This is a genomic window from Salmonella sp. 741265073_HBA, from assembly GCF_046569105.1.
Taxonomy (GTDB): Bacteria; Pseudomonadota; Gammaproteobacteria; order Enterobacterales; family Enterobacteriaceae; genus Salmonella; species Salmonella enterica.
Map to the genome: position 1 here is coordinate 72,080 of NZ_JBKFRY010000016.1, position 17,750 is coordinate 89,829.

Sequence of the window (17,750 nt, forward strand, 5' to 3'; positions counted from 1 at the left end):
GAGAGGGCGCATGTCGCAACGCACAGAGAAAAAAATCGGGAAACGCTCGCAGGCCACCGGTGCAAAACGGCAGCTTATCTTAACCGCCGCGCTTGCTGTTTTTTCCCAGTATGGTATCCATGGCGCGCGTCTTGAGCAGGTCGCCGAGCGGGCAGGCGTCTCCAAAACCAATCTGCTTTATTATTATCCCTCGAAAGAGGCGCTGTATGTCGCGGTAATGCGACAGATCCTGGATGTCTGGCTGGCGCCGCTCAAGGCGTTTCGCGCAGAATTTTCCCCTCTGGAGGCCATCAAAGAGTATATCCGTCTCAAGCTGGAAGTTTCGCGTGATTATCCGCAGGCGTCGCGGCTCTTCTGTATGGAGATGCTGGCGGGCGCGCCGCTCTTGATGGAGGAACTGACCGGCGATCTAAAAGCGTTGATAGATGAAAAATCCGCGCTGATTGCCGGATGGGTGCACAGCGGGAAACTGGCGCCCGTCTCCCCGCACCATTTGATCTTCATGATTTGGGCCGCCACGCAACATTACGCCGATTTTGCCCCTCAGGTTGAAGCGGTAACCGGCGCGACGCTTCGCGATGAAGCCTTTTTCAACCAAACGGTCGAAAGCGTTCAGCGCATTATTATTGAAGGGATTCGCGTGCGTTAACCGGCTGGCGGCAGTGGGCAGCTCAAATCACCCTCTTCACATTGCAGCAGCGAGGCTAAAAACGCTTCGCGTTCGTTCGTTTTATCGGTCAGGCACTGGCTGGCGATCATGGGTTGCACGCTGCCGCCCTCCGTACCTGAACGAATCAGAGCGCAATCGGCGTCCCGCAGGGCAATCCATGCCACCTGCGCTTTTTGCAACAGCTCGCGCTGCGGCGGTTGCGCACGCTTAAGCGCGCTTTGATAGGTTTCGTTCAGCTTTTTATCTGCCGCCTGGTATTGCGCGGCGGCGCAGTGATTCATTTCCAGCTGCGTACTGGCGCTGGCACACTCATCGGCCAACGCTTGGCTGCTGAACAACAACGCCGCGCAGGTAAGGAAAATTCGTTTCATACGGTCCTCTGACGCGAGTAAAAAGGCTCCATTGACGGAGCCTTAATTAACCACAGTATTAGCCAATTGTCATCAGGCTGGCATTACCGCCAGCGGCAGCAGTGTTTACGCTCAGCGAACGTTCAATATAGAGCCGTTCCAGCAGTATATTGCTTTCGCCGCGGGCGAACCCCTGTACCGACACTATCGCGCCTTCGCGGGCGGCGACGGCTTCGCAAACGGTCCGCAGCTTGTCGGAGTCGCCGTGGAAAATCACCGCGTCAAACGGCTGCGCCATCAGCGTTTCCGCTTTCGCAAACTGGACACGCGCCACAACGGCAGCGGGGAGACGTTTCGCCAGATCGCGGTGGAAGGCGTCGTCTGACCATAGCGCCTGACTGCCGACGGCGAGAACGGCGGCAAGCTGCGTCAGCGCGTCCTGTTCGTCATCAGCCAGGCATAATACTCGTTCACGCGGCAACAGCGTCCAGGTATTACGCTCGCCGGTCGGTCCCGGTAGCAGGCGCTGCGTGCCGGCCTGCGCCAGATCGGCGAATTGTCGGCAGAGCGTCTGTAGTGCCGGGCGATCCGCCGCCCATTGCGTCAGGGCGGTCAACGGCGCGAGTAGCGTGGTTTTAAGCTGCGCATCCACCGGGTAACGCGCATCCTGACGAGTCAACGTCGTATTGAGCGCATTGGGCGGGCGGTGTGCCAGCAGGCGGTAGAGATAGAGCGGCCCTCCCGCTTTTGGCCCGGTGCCGGACAGTCCTTCGCCGCCAAACGGCTGGACGCCAACGACCGCGCCCACCATATTACGGTTAACGTACAGGTTGCCGACATGGGCGGAACCGGTGACTTGCGCAATGGTTTCATCAATACGGGTATGTACGCCCAGCGTCAGCCCGTAGCCGGAAGCGTTAATCTGTTCGATAAGCTCCGCCAGTTGGTTACGGTTATAACGCACGACGTGCAGCACGGGCCCGAAGACCTCTTTTTCCAGTTCTGCGAAGTTTTCCAACTCAATAAGCGTGGGCATTACAAACGTACCGGTTTGCCATTCCTGCGCATCATCGCTGTTTTCACGTGCGGCCTGGAAAACCGGGCGGCCTTTGGCGCGCATTGTCTGGATGTGACGTTCAATGTTGGCTTTGGCCTCGCTATCGATCACCGGCCCGATATCGGTTGTCAGACGGCCTGGATTCCCCATCCGACACTCCGCCATCGCGCCGCGTAACATTTTCAGCGTATGTTCGGCGATATCGTCCTGCAAACACAGCACGCGGAGGGCGGAACAGCGTTGTCCGGCGCTGTCGAAAGCGGAAGCCAGCACATCCACGACCACCTGCTCGGTGAGCGCGGAAGAGTCGACAATCATAGCGTTCATACCGCCGGTTTCCGCAATCAACGGAATAGGGCGGCCCTGGGCGTCAAGACGCGTGGCGATGTTGCGCTGCAACAACGTCGCGACCTCCGTGGAGCCGGTAAACATCACGCCGCGTACACGCGCATCGGCGGTAAGCTGGGCGCCGACGGTTTCTCCCCGTCCCGGCAACAGTTGCACGACGCCCGGCGGTACGCCCGCTTCCAGCAAAATGGCAATGCCCTGGGCGGCAATCAGCGATGTCTGCTCTGCCGGTTTCGCCAGAACGCTGTTACCTGCCGCCAGCGCGGCGGCGATTTGGCCGGTAAAAATAGCCAGCGGGAAGTTCCATGGACTGATGCAGACCACCGACCCTAACGGGCGATGCGTTTCGTTATCGAAATCGTCACGCACTTGACCGGCATAATAATGGAGGAAGTCTACCGCTTCGCGCACTTCGGCAATGGCGTTGCTGAACGTTTTCCCCGCTTCGCGCACCAACAGGCCAATCAACTGCTGCATTTGGTCTTCCATCAATACCGCCGCCCGCTGCAAAATGGCGGCGCGTTCTTGCGGCGGCGTCGCAAACCAAACCGGCGCCTGATTGACCGCGTTTTGCAATGCCTGTTCAACCTCGCTTTCTGTCGCTTCGCGTCCCCAGCCGACAATATCTTTCGGTTCCGCCGGGTTGATAACCGGCGTCATCTCACCGTCGGCCACCGGTTGTTCCAGCACAGGTTTTGCCTGCCATTTCTGCATGGCGTTGCTTAACAGGGCAGAAGAAAGCGAGGCGAGGCGATGTTCATTCGCTAAATCAAGTCCGGCGGAGTTTATCCGACCTTCGCCGTACAGATCGCGCGGCAGCGGAATTTTCGGATGCGGTATGCCAGCCTGACCTTCCTGCTGCGCCAGTTTTTCCACGGCCTCGACCGGGTCGGCCACCAGTTCATCGAGCGGTAGGGTGGCATCGGCGATGCGGTTGACAAAAGAGGTGTTGGCGCCGTTTTCGAGCAGGCGTCGTACCAGATAGGCCAGCAGGGTTTCGTGTGTTCCCACCGGCGCGTAAATACGGCAGGGACGGTTAAGTTTTCCGTCCGCTACTTTACCGGTGACCTGTTCATACAGCGGTTCGCCCATGCCGTGCAGGCACTGGAATTCGTACTGACCCGGATAGTAATTTTGCCCGGCCAGATGATAAATCGCTGCCAGTGTGTGTGCGTTATGGGTCGCGAACTGCGGGTAGATCAGATTAGGTACGGCAAGCAATTTTTTCGCGCAGGCCAGATAAGAGACATCGGTATACACTTTGCGGGTATAAACCGGATAGCCCTCCAGCCCTTCCATTTGCGCGCGTTTGATTTCGCTATCCCAGTAGGCGCCTTTCACCAGACGAATCATCAGCCGACGGCGGCTACGGGAGGCCAGATCGACTAAATAATCAATGACCAGCGGGCAGCGTTTTTGGTAAGCCTGGATCACAAAGCCAATGCCGTTCCAGCCCGCCAGTTCGGGTTCGAAGCAGAGTTTTTCCAGCAGATCGAGCGAGATCTCCAGACGATCCGCCTCTTCGGCGTCGATATTGAGACCGATATCATACTGGCGTGCCAGCAGCGTCAGTGATTTCAGGCGCGGATAAAGCTCCTCCATTACCCGATCGTATTGCGCGCGACTATAGCGTGGATGCAGGGCGGACAGCTTAATCGAGATGCCTGGCCCTTCGTAAATACCGCGACCGTTAGACGCTTTGCCGATGGCATGAATCGCTTGCTGGTAAGAGACCATATAGGCCTGCGCATCGGCGGCGGTTAACGCGGCTTCGCCCAGCATATCGTAAGAATAGCGGAACCCTTTCTCTTCCAGTTTTCGGGCATTCGCCAGCGCCTGAGCAATGGTTTCGCCAGTCACGAACTGCTCGCCCATTAAACGCATCGCCATGTCGACGCCTTTGCGGATTAACGGTTCGCCGCTCTTGCCGATAATGCGGTTCAGCGAGCGCGAAAGATTGGCTTCGTTATGCGTTGAGACCAGTCGGCCGGTAAAGAGCAGCCCCCAGGTGGCGGCGTTTACAAACAGCGACGGGCTACGGCCAATATGCGACTGCCAGTTGCCATTACTGATTTTGTCGCGAATTAACGCATCGCGCGTAGCTTTGTCGGGAATACGCAGCAGCGCTTCCGCCAGACACATCAGCGCAACGCCTTCTTGCGAAGAGAGGGAAAACTCCTGCAACAGGCCTTGCACCATACCCGCGCGACCGCTGGCGGATTTTTGATTGCGCAATTTCTCCGCCAGTTGATACGCCAGTTTATGCGCCTGCTCAGCGACAGGCGGCGACAGGCGCGCCTGTTCCATTAGCATTGACACCGCATCGGTTTCCGGGCGGCGCCAGGCGGCGGTGATGGCGGCGCGAGAGACGGATTGGGGAAGAATCTGTTCGGCAAACTCCAGAAAGGGCTGATGCGGCTCATCCTGCGGCGCGACCGGCTCCTCGCTTTCATTTGCCGCGCCGGCAAACAGCGCAGGTAGCTCCGGTAGCGTATCGCTATTTTCCAGCTTGTCCAGATAGCTAAAGATTGCCTGTTTTATTAACCAGTGCGGCGTGCGATCGATACGCGACGCGGCCATTTTGATCCGTTCGCGCGTGGCGTCGTCCAGCTTAACCCCCATCGTGGTGGTTCCCATACCCTCTACTCCTGTTATTCGCTCTATCTGCTAACCAATAGTTAGCGGAAAATATCCACTATGTTGCAACTTTGTGCAACCGCGTTAAATGTGACCTGCGTTGCAAGCTTAAAAATGAATAAATTGTTAAAAAAAGAAAGAGGGAGTCTGACGGGGAAAACCATCTGGATTTATTTTCTCTGCGGTAGTTAACACTTTTAAAAGGTGCAACCGCAAAAAATGTGAGAGAGTGCAACCTGGAGAAAAATAGTATCCCTCTGCAATCAAATTTGATGTAAATGGTGTGTTAAATCGATTGTGAATAACCACCGCTTCCGGCAGGATACGGTCGCCCTGGTAAACATAACACCCTTGCCACGTTCCGGCAGGGTACAAAACGGCACGCTACGGTAGTGCCAATAAATAAATTTGGAGAACCTTGATGGCTATTAGCACACCGATGTTGGTGACATTCTGTGTCTATATTTTTGGCATGATATTGATTGGGTTTATCGCCTGGCGCTCAACCAAAAACTTTGATGACTATATTCTTGGCGGTCGCAGCCTGGGGCCGTTTGTTACGGCTTTATCAGCCGGCGCGTCGGATATGAGCGGCTGGCTGTTAATGGGGCTGCCTGGCGCTATCTTTCTGTCGGGGATCTCTGAAAGCTGGATCGCCATTGGCCTGACGTTAGGCGCATGGATTAACTGGAAGCTGGTGGCCGGGCGCCTGCGCGTGCATACCGAATTTAACAATAACGCGCTCACGCTACCGGACTATTTTACCGGTCGGTTTGAAGATAAGAGCCGAGTCCTGCGTATTATTTCCGCGCTGGTCATTCTGCTGTTTTTCACTATCTATTGCGCATCAGGTATTGTCGCTGGGGCACGACTGTTCGAAAGCACCTTCGGTATGAGCTATGAAACCGCACTGTGGGCGGGGGCCGCGGCAACCATTATTTATACGTTTATAGGCGGGTTTCTTGCCGTTAGCTGGACGGATACCGTTCAGGCCAGCCTGATGATTTTTGCGTTAATCCTGACGCCGGTGATGGTTATTGTCGGCGTAGGCGGTTTTAGCGAGTCGCTGGAGGTGATCAAGCAAAAGAGCATCGAGAATGTCGACATGCTCAAGGGGCTGAATTTTGTCGCTATTATTTCTCTGATGGGCTGGGGACTGGGTTACTTCGGTCAGCCGCATATCCTGGCGCGCTTTATGGCGGCGGATTCCCATCACAGTATTGTTCATGCGCGTCGTATCAGTATGACCTGGATGATTCTGTGTCTGGCGGGCGCGGTGGCGGTGGGCTTCTTTGGCATTGCGTACTTTAACAATAACCCCGCGCTGGCCGGGGCGGTGAACCAAAACTCAGAACGCGTATTTATTGAACTGGCGCAGATCCTGTTTAACCCGTGGATTGCCGGTGTTCTGCTGTCTGCTATCCTGGCGGCGGTGATGTCGACGTTGAGCTGTCAGTTGCTGGTATGCTCCAGCGCGATTACGGAAGATTTATATAAGGCTTTTCTGCGTAAAAGCGCCAGCCAGCAAGAGCTGGTATGGGTAGGGCGAGTGATGGTGCTGGTGGTAGCGCTGATCGCCATTGCGCTGGCGGCGAATCCCGATAACCGTGTGCTGGGGCTGGTGAGCTACGCCTGGGCTGGATTCGGCGCGGCATTTGGACCTGTTGTCCTGTTTTCTGTGATGTGGTCGCGTATGACACGTAACGGCGCGCTGGCGGGAATGATTATTGGCGCGGTGACGGTTATCGTCTGGAAACAATATGGCTGGCTGGATCTGTATGAGATCATCCCTGGCTTCATTTTCGGCAGCCTGGGGATCGTAATCTTTAGCCTGCTTGGCAAAGCGCCGACAGCAGCGATGCAGGAACGCTTTGCAAAAGCGGACGCGCATTATCATTCCGCGCCGCCGTCGAAGCTACAGGCGGAATAACCGACATGTCCGATAGCATTATTGCCATCGGACATATTTTACCAGGCGGCGTTATACGCCTGCCTGGCCCTCTGATAAGTCCCGGACCGATTGACTGAAGATGTTCAGGTAAATGAGGACGCTCTCTCAAACTATTTTTAGCCCTTGAGCGCCGTTAACGCGGCCGTAATACGTCTCGAGTAATCACTAACTGGCCATATATGAAATCGCCTGTTAATGGTACCAATAGCCTTGACGCAATAGGATAATGACAAAAATTAAAACGAGTCAGCGTTACTCGCGTAAGTATGCCGCACAAAATTTTGCATAAATAATGCCGTTTTAGCGATGGGAGAGAGGACATGTTAATTACTCCATTTTAACCTTTTATATGTTTAATATTCAATGGCTTATGGGTGGTTTCACCATTAATACCCATAGTAGCTAATGATTATCTTTTTTAGTCTCCTGCCAATGAAATAATTGTGTAATCTTTCTGTAAGAGACTGACAATGACGCAATAATGTTTGGTTAATGTTTGGTGAATATATTGTTGCATTATTGATGTTTTGTGTTGTACTTAGTAGTAATAGCGGTAGTTCCCCGGCAGTGATGGTCACTCACTATGGAGATCGCGAATGGTAATGTCCGCACCAGGACACATTGTTTACAGTAGTTACAACACCCTGTACGGACATTCTCTCTCCGGTGGTGGTCTTGTCACCTTAAAAGCTCTCATCATTTCTCTTACTGTCCATACCCATGACGTCATATGTGGTGCGCGTAGCCGTGTGTGGCGTCGTTTCAAAAAGCAAGCTAAGGCTTACAAGGAAGCCAACCCTCAGATGTGTGTGCGCATAATCGCGTTCAAGAGAACGCGGGTGATGTATACCTACAACTCAAGGTGCTATCCATGGGAAGACAAAAAGCAGTGATCAAAGCTCGTCGTGAAGCAAAGCGTGTGTTGAGACGAGATTCGCGTAGTCATAAGCAACGTGAAGAAGAATCGGTCACGTCACTGGTACAGATGGGCGGAGTAGAAGCCATTGGCATGGCGCGCGATAGTCGCGATACCTCTCCTGTTAAGGCGCGAAATGAAGCACAGGCGCATTATCTGAACGCTATTGACAGTAAACAGCTTATTTTTGCGACCGGCGAAGCCGGCTGCGGAAAAACATGGATCAGTGCGGCAAAGGCGGCAGAAGCATTGATTCATAAGGACGTCGAGAGGATCATTGTGACGCGTCCGGTATTGCAAGCTGATGAAGATCTTGGTTTTTTGCCCGGTGATATCGCTGAAAAATTCGCGCCTTATTTTCGTCCCGTCTACGATGTCCTGCTTAAACGGTTGGGCGCGTCCTTTATGCAATATTGTTTGCGCCCGGAAATCGGTAAGGTAGAAATTGCCCCGTTCGCCTATATGCGTGGGCGTACTTTTGAAAATGCGGTCGTGATCCTCGACGAGGCGCAAAATGTGACTGCGGCGCAAATGAAAATGTTTTTGACGCGACTAGGCGAAAATGTCACGGTCATTGTCAATGGCGATATTACGCAATGCGACCTGCCGCGCGGCGTGCGTTCCGGGTTGAGCGATGCGTTGGAACGCTTTGAAGAAGATGAAATGGTAGGGATTGTGCATTTCAACAAAGACGACTGCGTGCGCTCGGCGCTTTGTCAGCGAACGCTTCACGCATACAGCTAATATAGCATTGACTTTCAGAGCCCGGGAGACCGGGCTTTGTTGTCTATAAAGCGTCCAGCAGACTCATGGACAAAAAAGGAAATGACGCCTGTACGTGAAGGGAATTATTTTGTCATGTCCAGGGCATTCATTGTCCGTAATTTGCTTTCTCGGGCCTGTTCCGGCGAGGACTGTACAAGAAGGGTATAGAGCAGGTCAAAGACGAAAAGCTGCGCGGCTTTCGTACCGATCGAGTCACCCTGCAACATTCCTTGCCGATTACCATTGATCAGGCAAAAATCGGCCTCTTCACATAATGGAGAACCCAGATTATGGGTAATGGCGACTGTGGTGGCGCCAGCCTGTCGGGCCAATCGGAGTGAATGCACTGTTTCTGGCGATGTGCCCGAGTGACTGACACCCATCGCGACATCGCCTGCTTTTAATAGCGTAGCCTGCATGTACATAAAATGGTTATTGCTTACCGCATCGCCCCGTAAACCAATACGCATTAGCTTGTGTTTCATATCCAGCGCCGTGATCCCCGATGAGCCCACACCAAAGATATAAACTGAGTGACAGTGACGTAGGGCGTCCACGACACCGAGAACCTGTTGCATATCAAGCAGATTTAGCGTTTCAGATAATACATTACTAATGGTGTTCTGCAATTTTAAACCAATGGCGTGGGCATCGTCGGATTCGCTAACTTCGGCATCCAGTAGAGGACTACTGTCATCAGACTCGGTAGTGGCAAGTTCAATGGCCAGGTCCATTTTAAAATCCTGAAAACCTTTATAGCCCAGGGTGCGACAAAAGCGGATAACCGTGGCTTCTCCGGCCTGTGTGTCGCGCGACAAATCGGCAATAGATGACTGTGTCACCTGTCTGGGGAAGGCTAAAATATATTGCGCAATACGCTGGGAGGCACGTGTCAGGCTTTTTTGCATAGCACCCAGAGTGTCAAGGATTTTTCCGGGTTTAAGACGTGGGGGTTGAGACTCCATATAGTTCCTGCTCTTGGGGGCTGATTGCGGCACAAAGCCTGCAATATCGAACAGAGCAGAGCCTATCAATTCTGCGGCATGAAAAAAAGCGCGATGTAAGTAAAGGAGGGGGAATATTTACATCGCGTTGCCAACTTATGACAGAACATCACTGGAGAGTAATCTGTTGCTCTTACGGTGTTTATAGCGCGCCATTTGACGGATGGTTTATACCTGGCCCGGCATTGTTGCCCCGCGCGTTGGCGTCACCGTGTGCTGTGTCGGTATAGCGTGGTATCATGAAATCATAATGTCACCTTTGGTTCAGGTTTTTCATCCAGCGTCAATGGCGGTGTCGGGGCAAATAACGGGGCGAAAATAACGCCGCTGATCACCACGCTTAGCGAGCCAATGACCCCATAAAAGAAGAAGTTAAGGTCAGTGGCATAGCGTGCGCCCAGCACGGTAATGACGCTGATAATAATTCCTAAAACCGCACTCCCGGCATTTGCTCGTTTAAAGAAAATGCCCAGCATGAACAGACCGGTCATTGGCCCTCCCATCAGACCTATCAGACTATTAAATGCATCCCAGATTTCTGATTCATCGGCCATGACCAGCCATACCGAGGCCGCGCTACTTATCAGGCCCGCGACCAGAATAACTAACTTAGCTATTTTCATACGGTTTTCAGGCGTTCTTTTTTTATGACTCAAACGCTGATAGATATCGGAATTAAAACAACTGGAAATGCTGTTTAAGCTGCTGGAGATACTGGACTGCGCAGCAGCGAAAATAGCGGCGATTATCAACCCTGCAATGCCGACTGGCATTTCGGTGACCACGAATAAGGGTAAAATGCCGCCAGTGTTGAATCCCGCCGGTAATAATTGTGGATGTTGCTGATAGTAGACAAACAATGCCGAGCCGATAGCAAAAAAGAAAACAGGGATCACAGCAACCAGTTTGGCATTTGTAAGTAATGTTTTCTTCGTTTCCTCTATGGAGTCAGTCACGATATAGCGTTGGACCACATCCTGACTGGCAGTAAATTGCTGAATATTGGCAAACAGAAAACCAATCATCAATACAGGTACTGTGCTTTCCGTCCAGCTCCAGTGGAACTGCGTAGCCGGAAAGAATTTATCCGCCTGCTGCGTCACCGTAAAAATTTCACCAATGCCGCCCTGGACTTTGAGACATATCACTATAAAAATCAGTATCGCGCTGCCAGAAAGTAAGAGGCCTTGAATAACATCAGTCCATATTACTCCTTCAATTCCACCCATCCAGGTATAAATGATACACATCACGCTAATCAACAGTACCAAAATCACCGGGTCTATAGCGATGAAGGGGCGCAAGGCCAGCACGGTGAGGAAAGTGATAATGGCGATACGTCCGATATGAAACAACATAAATGACATGCTGGCGAATAGACGGCAGCGCACATCGAACCGTGCTTCGAGATATTCATAGGCTGATGTGACTTTCAATTTCCGAAAAAACGGAATATAGAAATAAAAAACCAGCGGTAAAATTGCGATAGCCAGATACTGACCAATGATAAACGTCCAGTCGGAAGTAAACGCTTTGGCAGGAATTGACATAAATGTAATTGAGCTTAACGTAGTAGCAAATACACTGACCCCAGCCGCCCAACCAGGAACCCGGCCACCACCGCGAAAATAATCGTCTGCTGTTTTTTGCCGTCTGGAAAAATAGACACCGACTAACATCATGGCCAGGAGGTAGCCAAATAATACAAGATAATTAACGATGCCGAAAGAATGTGTAATCATAGTTCTTTCCTGCTTATGGTTTTGAGTAGAGTTGCGGTCATCGTCTGTGTATTTTTACCTTCCCATCATTCAGACGATACGATATTCAGATCAAGTAATAGTTTTTGTTAATCCCAATGACGGTAATCATGAGATGTAAAAGGCAGAGCATTTATGCTCCACCAATGGTGATGCCCAGACGTATGTCCTGCCGGATACCTGAAATAGCAGATATCCGATATTGCGTTCAAACAGGCTTCAGGCCTGGGTATCGTATTTGCCGATAGCATTATTAACGTCGGATTATTCTCTGAGACATAAATATCAATAGTAAGCGTGTTCATTTTCTTTTCCTGTTCAGCGTTTTACTGCGTGACTGAACCACTGACAGATATGCTCGATACGGGTAATAGCGGAACCAACGGTAACTGCCCAGGCACCATGCTCAATAGCATTGGCCGCCAGTGCAGGCGTGTTATAGCGCCCCTCGGCAATAACACGACAACCTGCATGGCTCAGTTGCGTCACCATTGCCAAATCTGGCTCAACCGGCGTGATGGGGCCGGTATAGCCAGACAGTGTTGTACCAATGAATTCGATTCCTTTCTGATGGCAACTTATGCCTTCATTCACGGTTGAACAGTCTGCCATCGCCAGTAATCCATGCAGGCGAATACGTGTCAGTAAACTATCAATATCAACCGGGCGAGAGCGGAATGAGGCATCAAAAGCGATAATATCGGCACCTGCCTGCGCCAGGGCGTCAACATCCTGTAAATATGGAGTGATACGGACTGGCGACCCTGTAAGGTCACGTTTAATTATCCCAATAATAGGAACAGAAAGATGGGGACGAACAGTCCGCAGATTCTCAATGCCTTCAATGCGCACAGCGACCGCACCCGCCGAAGCCGCTGCCTGTGCCATTGCAGCCACAATTTCAGGTTTATCCATAGGGCTGCCTGATACCGGTTGGCATGAGACAATCAGCCCACCGTTTTCGTGTACACTTTGTTCCAGCCTGGCTAATAGTGACATCCAGTTCCGCCTTATATGTTTTGAAGTTTTACTCCGTTTTATGTTATGTCGTGGAGTGTTGCTACATCAAGCAAAAAGATAGAAAAATGTGAACACAGTCATAAGGTATGTTTGTTATTCAATTACTGCGCCAGCGGATTTGAGGCTATAACCTGAAGCTACAAGACAAATACAATTCATTCTGACGGCAGCTTGCTGTATTTTATTAATTGCTTCCGGCATAAAGATAAAATGCTCAGAAGGAGCTTATACGCCACGGGATAGCCAGTATGAAATGCATCACATAATTCTTGTTGTATTTATTCAGAATGCTATCACTAATGAGTTTGGCCATAACAGGTCACCCATAATCACTTCTAACATCACCATGGGGTGCTTTTACCTCGCACATGATAACTCCATGTAATTATTTTTAGCGCTTGGTCACATTTTGTCATTGTCATTGTTGAAATTGTGCACCATAAGATCACTAATGATGAAGCTTTACTCCAATTGTATTTCTTCGCATGGGGATGCAGATGAAAAATTTTAAGAAAATGATGACGCTAATGGCGCTATGTTTCTCAGTTGCTATCACCACATCAGGATATGCAACGACGCTTCCTGATATACCAGAACCACTGAAAAATGGTACTGGCGCTATTGATAATAATGGCGTGATTTATGTCGGCTTAGGTACCGCAGGGACATCCTGGTATAAAATTGATCTTAAAAAGCAACATAAAGACTGGGAGCGTATAAAGTCGTTTCCTGGTGGAGCTCGTGAGCAATCCGTGTCGGTATTTTTAAATGATGAGCTTTATGTTTTTGGTGGCGTAGGGAAAAAAAACAGTGAATCACCGTTGCAGGTTTATAGCGATGTGTACAAATACTCACCGGTGAAAAATACATGGCAAAAAGTTGACACTATATCTCCAGTTGGATTAACAGGGCATACGGGAGTAAAATTAAACGAAACGATGGTACTTATTACCGGAGGGGTTAATGAGCATATCTTTGATAAGTATTTTATTGATATAGCGGCTGCGGCTGCGGATGAAAGTGAAAAAAATAAAGTCATCTATAATTATTTTAATAAACCTGCCAAAGATTATTTTTTTAATAAAATCGTATTTATCTACAATGCTAAAGAGAACACATGGAAGAATGCCGGTGAGCTGCCAGGCGCGGGGACGGCAGGATCGTCATCGGTAATGGAAAATAATTTCCTGATGCTGATTAATGGTGAGCTCAAACCGGGTTTACGTACCGATGTGATTTACCGCGCCATGTGGGATAACGACAAGCTAACATGGTTGAAGAACAGCCAGTTACCGCCATCGCCTGGAGAACAACAGCAGGAAGGGTTGGCCGGAGCATTTTCGGGCTATAGTCACGGTGTCCTGCTTGTCGGTGGTGGCGCGAATTTTCCGGGAGCAAAACAAAATTATACCAATGGAAAGTTTTACTCCCACGAAGGAATAAATAAAAAATGGCGAGATGAAGTCTATGGTTTGGTTAATGGCCATTGGCAATATATGGGTAAAATGAAACAACCTCTCGGCTATGGTGTATCAGTAAGTTATGGTGATGAAGTTTTCCTTATTGGTGGTGAAAATGCTAAAGGGAAACCTGTTTCGTCTGTAACCTCCTTTACCATGCGTGATGGTAATTTATTAATAAAATAATTTTTTAAATACAAAAATAAAGTTAATTGATGAGCGGAGTATTTTATGAAAATCAACAAATATCTTCTTGGTATGGTTTCGTTTATAGCATTTTCATCATATCTACAAGCGGCAACCCTTGATTATCGGCATGAATATGCTGATAGAACCAGAATTAATAAAGACCGTATTGCTATAATTGAAAAGCTTCCTAACGGCATTGGTTTTTATGTCGATGCCAGCGTTAAATCGGGAGGAGTAGATGGTGAGCAGGATAAGCATTTAAGCGATCTCGTCGCAAACGCTATAGAACTGGGCGTAAGTTATAATTATAAAGTTACGGACAATTTTGTTTTGCAGCCTGGATTTATATTTGAAAGCGGTCCAGACACTTCAATTTATAAGCCTTATTTAAGGGGGCAATATAATTTTGATTCTGGTGTTTATATGGCTGGTCGTTACCGTTATGACTATGCAAGGAAGACAGCTAACTATAGTGATGATGAGAAAACGAATAGATTTGATACTTATATAGGTTATGTTTTTGATGAGTTGAAATTAGAATATAACTTTACCTGGATGGATAGCGATCAAATTAAATTTGATAACAAAAAAACAAACTATGAACATAATGTGGCTTTAGCCTGGAAACTGAATAAGTCATTTACACCATACGTTGAGGTCGGAAATGTAGCGGTGAGAAATAATACCGATGAGAGACAGACCCGTTATCGCGTTGGATTACAATACCACTTTTGAGAAAGGTTAAAGAGTTACTGTACTAATCTTTGCTTAGTATTCATATCGATAATCTTATAGCCCGTGGCTACGTTACAGAACGTTAGACTTTGTCTTGAGTATTCACGTCCTTAACGTAGCTACGAATAAGGATGATAAACAATGAATATACGTCTTACATAGCTACGATCTCAGGCGGTTGTCGGAAAGTGCCGGTTGATTGTGTCTTATTCGGCAATTGATATGACTTAAAAATTAATTCCGTAAGCATTTCAGACGGTAACAGCAAATAAGGGTTTTATTGTGATAGCAAAATTCTTCCCGTGGTATAGCGAGATAACTCGTCCACAAAAAAATGCTTTATTTTCAGCATGGCTGGGTTACGTTTTTGACGGCTTCGACTTTATGCTGATTTTCTACATTATGTATCTGATCAAGGCTGACTTAGGATTGACAGATATGGAGGGCGCATTCCTTGCCACAGCGGCCTTTATTGGGCGACCATTTGGCGGGGCGCTATTTGGTCTGCTGGCAGACAAATTTGGCCGTAAGCCGTTAATGATGTGGTCGATAGTTGCCTATTCTGTAGGTACAGGGTTAAGTGGCCTGGCTTCCGGTGTAATTATGCTGACGCTTAGTCGCTTCATTGTCGGTATGGGGATGGCGGGGGAGTATGCTTGCGCTTCTACTTATGCCGTGGAAAGTTGGCCAAAGCATTTAAAATCTAAAGCGAGCGCATTTCTGGTTTCAGGTTTCGGTATTGGTAACATCATAGCAGCCTATTTTATGCCGTCATTTGCCGAAGCGTATGGTTGGCGTGCTGCTTTTTTTGTCGGTTTGCTACCCGTTCTTTTAGTAATCTACATCCGGGCCAGGGCTCCTGAATCTAAAGAGTGGGAAGAAGCCAAACTCAGTGGTCCCGGAAAGCATTCACAAAGTGCCTGGTCAGTTTTCTCTTTGTCAATGAAAGGGCTATTTAATCGAGCTCAATTTCCACTGACATTATGTGTATTTATTGTTCTGTTCTCTATTTTCGGCGCAAACTGGCCGATCTTTGGTCTACTGCCTACATATTTGGCGGGAGAGGGCTTTGATACGGGCGTGGTCTCTAATTTAATGACGGCGGCGGCATTCGGCACTGTATTGGGAAATATCGTTTGGGGTCTGTGCGCAGACAGAATTGGTTTGAAGAAAACGTTCAGCATTGGTCTTCTCATGTCCTTTTTATTCATTTTCCCGTTATTCAGAATTCCGCAAGATAATTATTTACTGCTGGGCGCATGTTTATTCGGTTTAATGGCGACTAACGTAGGTGTTGGCGGGTTGGTTCCCAAATTTCTCTACGACTACTTTCCTCTTGAGGTTCGTGGTTTGGGTACCGGGCTGATTTATAATCTTGCTGCGACATCAGGCACATTCAATTCAATGGCGGCGACCTGGCTTGGAATAACAATGGGGCTAGGCGCTGCGCTAACGTTCATTGTTGCTTTCTGGACCGCAACAATTCTACTCATTATTGGCCTATCCATTCCGGATAGACTAAAAGCACGTCGTGAAAGTTTTCAATCAACAAAAGAATTTTAATAGAGGATAAATGATGACGAAATACGGTGTTGTAGGTACAGGTTATTTTGGCGCTGAACTGGCGCGATTTATGTCTAAGGTTGAAGGGGCGAAAATCACTGCGATTTACGATCCGGTAAATGCGGCTCCGATAGCGAAAGAGTTGAACTGTGTCGCCACTGCAACGATGGAGGCGCTTTGTACCCATCCTGATGTGGATTGCGTAATTATTGCTTCACCAAATTACTTACATAAAGAGCCAGTCATTGCGGCGGCTAAAGCGGGTAAACACGTGTTTTGTGAAAAACCTATAGCCTTAAATTACCAGGATTGTAAGGATATGGTTGATGCCTGCAAAGAAGCTGGTGTTACCTTTATGGCGGGTCACGTTATGAACTTTTTTCACGGGGTTCGCCACGCTAAAGCGCTCATCAAAGCCGGTGAAATCGGTGAAGTTACACAAGTTCACACTAAACGTAATGGTTTTGAAGACGTGCAGGATGAGATCTCATGGAAGAAGATTCGCGCAAAGTCAGGTGGGCATCTGTACCATCACATTCACGAGCTAGATTGTACACTGTTCATCATGGATGAAACCCCATCCCTGGTTTCAATGGCGGCGGGGAATGTTGCGCACAAAGGTGAAAAATTTGGTGATGAAGATGATGTTGTCCTAATCACCCTTGAGTTTGAAAGCGGTCGTTTCGCGACACTTCAGTGGGGATCATCGTTCCACTACCCTGAGCACTATGTATTAATTGAGGGCACGACAGGTGCAATTCTCATTGATATGCAAAATACGGCTGGTTATCTAATAAAAGCGGGCAAAAAAACACACTTTCTTGTGCATGAAAGCCAGGCGGAGGATGACGATCGTCGCAACGGTAACATATCCAGCGAGATGGATGGCGCAATCGCTTATGGTAAACCCGGTAAACGTACGCCGATGTGGCTCTCATCAATTATGAAACTGGAGATGCAGTACTTGCATGATGTGATAAACGGTCTGGAGCCAGGCGAGGAGTTTGCTAAATTGCTAACGGGAGAAGCGGCGACAAATGCCATTGCTACCGCTGATGCTGCGACGCTTTCCTCAAACGAGGGGCGCAAAGTTAAACTCACTGAAATTCTTGGCTAAAATTGAAAGCCGGATGGTGGTGTTATTGCTCGGTGGCGCTGCGCTTATGTAGACCGGATAAGGCGCCCGTGAACTGTGCCGCCATCCGGCAATGGACGGGGGGGCTTAATGCGAAAAAAGCCCGTACATTCGTACGAGCTCTTTCTTAAATATGGCGGTGAGGGGGGGATTGACTCGCTGCGCTCGCCCTTCGGGCAGTCTCCTCGCA

The 17,750-nt window shown here is 49.3% G+C and carries 12 protein-coding genes; 7 read left to right on the forward strand and 5 right to left on the reverse strand.

Features of this window, described 5'->3' with window-relative positions; genetic code table 11:
• Positions 1-10: 10 nt before the first annotated feature.
• The gene (gene rutR, locus ACLD3P_RS18995; protein ID WP_000083128.1) at positions 11-649 is read left to right on the forward strand and encodes an HTH-type transcriptional regulator RutR; all 639 of its coding nucleotides are present in this window, start codon (positions 11-13) and stop codon (positions 647-649) included.
• Here the strand turns inward: rutR and ACLD3P_RS19000 are convergent.
• Both ACLD3P_RS19000 and putA read right to left on the reverse strand, forming a co-directional pair.
• Positions 646-1,041, reverse strand: a complete 396-nt coding sequence (locus ACLD3P_RS19000; protein WP_131046150.1) for a lysozyme inhibitor LprI family protein — start codon at positions 1,039-1,041, stop codon at positions 646-648. The two genes, rutR and ACLD3P_RS19000, sit on opposite strands and share 4 nt — an antisense overlap.
• Positions 1,042-1,099: 58 nt before the next feature.
• Positions 1,100-5,062 carry a trifunctional transcriptional regulator/proline dehydrogenase/L-glutamate gamma-semialdehyde dehydrogenase gene (putA, locus tag ACLD3P_RS19005; protein WP_411006723.1) on the reverse strand — a complete coding sequence of 1,321 codons (3,963 nt, stop codon included), beginning with the start codon at positions 5,060-5,062 and terminating at the stop codon, positions 1,100-1,102.
• A 421-nt stretch (positions 5,063-5,483) separates the two neighbouring features.
• Here putA and putP point away from each other — a divergent pair, with 421 nt between their 5' ends.
• Both putP and phoH read left to right on the forward strand, forming a co-directional pair.
• Entirely contained in the window at positions 5,484-6,992 is a 1,509-nt protein-coding gene (gene putP / locus ACLD3P_RS19010) for a sodium/proline symporter PutP (RefSeq protein ID WP_001018467.1), read from the forward strand.
• Positions 6,993-7,884: 892 nt separating this feature from the next.
• Positions 7,885-8,673, forward strand: coding sequence for a phosphate starvation-inducible protein PhoH (gene phoH / locus ACLD3P_RS19015; protein WP_000533527.1), 789 nt, complete (start codon positions 7,885-7,887; stop codon positions 8,671-8,673).
• Between the two features lie 104 nt (positions 8,674-8,777).
• Here the strand turns inward: phoH and ACLD3P_RS19020 are convergent, their stop codons facing one another.
• The 3 genes from ACLD3P_RS19020 to ACLD3P_RS19030 all read right to left on the reverse strand — a co-directional run bounded on the left by ACLD3P_RS19020 (position 8,778) and on the right by ACLD3P_RS19030 (position 12,457).
• Complete coding sequence (locus tag ACLD3P_RS19020) at positions 8,778-9,659, reverse strand: MurR/RpiR family transcriptional regulator (protein WP_023252067.1); 882 nt, start codon at positions 9,657-9,659, stop codon at positions 8,778-8,780.
• Positions 9,660-9,943: 284 nt separating this feature from the next.
• Positions 9,944-11,440, reverse strand: coding sequence for a sodium:solute symporter (locus ACLD3P_RS19025; protein ID WP_131046147.1), 1,497 nt, complete (start codon positions 11,438-11,440; stop codon positions 9,944-9,946).
• Between the two features lie 336 nt (positions 11,441-11,776).
• Positions 11,777-12,457: an N-acetylmannosamine-6-phosphate 2-epimerase gene (locus tag ACLD3P_RS19030; RefSeq protein ID WP_131046146.1), complete on the reverse strand. Its 681-nt coding sequence runs from the start codon at positions 12,455-12,457 to the stop codon at positions 11,777-11,779.
• A gap of 506 nt (positions 12,458-12,963) precedes the next feature.
• On the opposite strand from ACLD3P_RS19030, the gene ACLD3P_RS19035 reads away from it, so the two are divergent.
• The 4 genes from ACLD3P_RS19035 (at position 12,964) to ACLD3P_RS19050 (ending at position 17,542) form a co-directional block, all read left to right on the forward strand.
• Positions 12,964-14,124, forward strand: coding sequence for an N-acetylneuraminate epimerase (locus ACLD3P_RS19035; RefSeq protein WP_015405990.1), 1,161 nt, complete (start codon positions 12,964-12,966; stop codon positions 14,122-14,124).
• Positions 14,125-14,169: 45 nt separating this feature from the next.
• On the forward strand, positions 14,170-14,862 hold the full coding sequence (locus ACLD3P_RS19040) for an oligogalacturonate-specific porin KdgM family protein (protein WP_000700610.1): 693 nt from the start codon (positions 14,170-14,172) through the stop codon (positions 14,860-14,862).
• 282 nt (positions 14,863-15,144) lie between these two features.
• Positions 15,145-16,425, forward strand: coding sequence for an MFS transporter (locus ACLD3P_RS19045; RefSeq protein WP_000560758.1), 1,281 nt, complete (start codon positions 15,145-15,147; stop codon positions 16,423-16,425).
• 10 nt (positions 16,426-16,435) lie between these two features.
• Entirely contained in the window at positions 16,436-17,542 is a 1,107-nt protein-coding gene (locus ACLD3P_RS19050) for a Gfo/Idh/MocA family protein (RefSeq protein ID WP_077951163.1), read from the forward strand.
• Positions 17,543-17,750 lie beyond the last annotated feature (208 nt).